This window comes from Chromohalobacter sp. HP20-39 (genome assembly GCF_033052815.1).
Classification (GTDB): domain Bacteria; phylum Pseudomonadota; class Gammaproteobacteria; order Pseudomonadales; family Halomonadaceae; genus Chromohalobacter.
Window position 1 is genome coordinate 1 of the sequence record NZ_JAWHTP010000065.1, and the last position, 655, is coordinate 655.

The window sequence follows — 655 nt, forward strand, 5'->3', positions numbered from 1 at the left end:
AACGGCACGAACTACGTGTTCTTCTCGTCCACCACAGCCGGCGGCTATCAGCTCTACCTGGGCGATGCGAGCACGGGCCAGCGCTGGAGCCTGTCGCAGTTTGGCGTGAACAACGACACGACCAAGGCCAAGCTCGGTTCGAACTACTACGCGGGCACCACGGCTGCCGCTACTCAGCAAACCGTATTGCTGTCGCAAGGCAAGCCGGCCAGCGCGTCGTCCAGCTACAGCAGCAGCCTGGGCCCGGCCTACGCGTTTGACGGCAACACCACCAGCACGCGCTGGGATTCGATTGAAGGCGTGGCCGGCACGCAATGGCTGATGGTGGACCTCGGCTCGACGCGCACCATCAACGGCGTTGATCTGTACTGGGATGCCGGCGCCAAGGTGTACTCCATCCAGACTTCCAACGACGGCGTGAACTGGACCAACATCTACTCGACCAGCAATGGCGTGGCGTATGGCCACGTGGCACTGGCCAACCTCAAGGGCAGCGGCCGCTATGTGCGGATGTACGGTACGCAGCGCGCCACGCAGTGGGGCTACTCGCTGGACGAAATGCAGGTGTGGGGCTACTGATTGGCGGATCAATTGATCGGCCTATCTGCCTGACATGACAACGCCCCGGTGGCAACGGCCATCGGGGCGTTTGTCT

The 655-nt window shown here is 62.6% G+C and carries 1 protein-coding gene; it reads left to right on the plus strand.

Going from position 1 to position 655, the window contains the following annotated elements; genetic code table 11:
• A partial coding sequence (locus RVY79_RS16900) for a discoidin domain-containing protein (protein WP_317465631.1) occupies window positions 1-579 on the plus strand: 579 nt, incomplete at its 5' end.
• Window positions 580-655 lie beyond the last annotated feature (76 nt).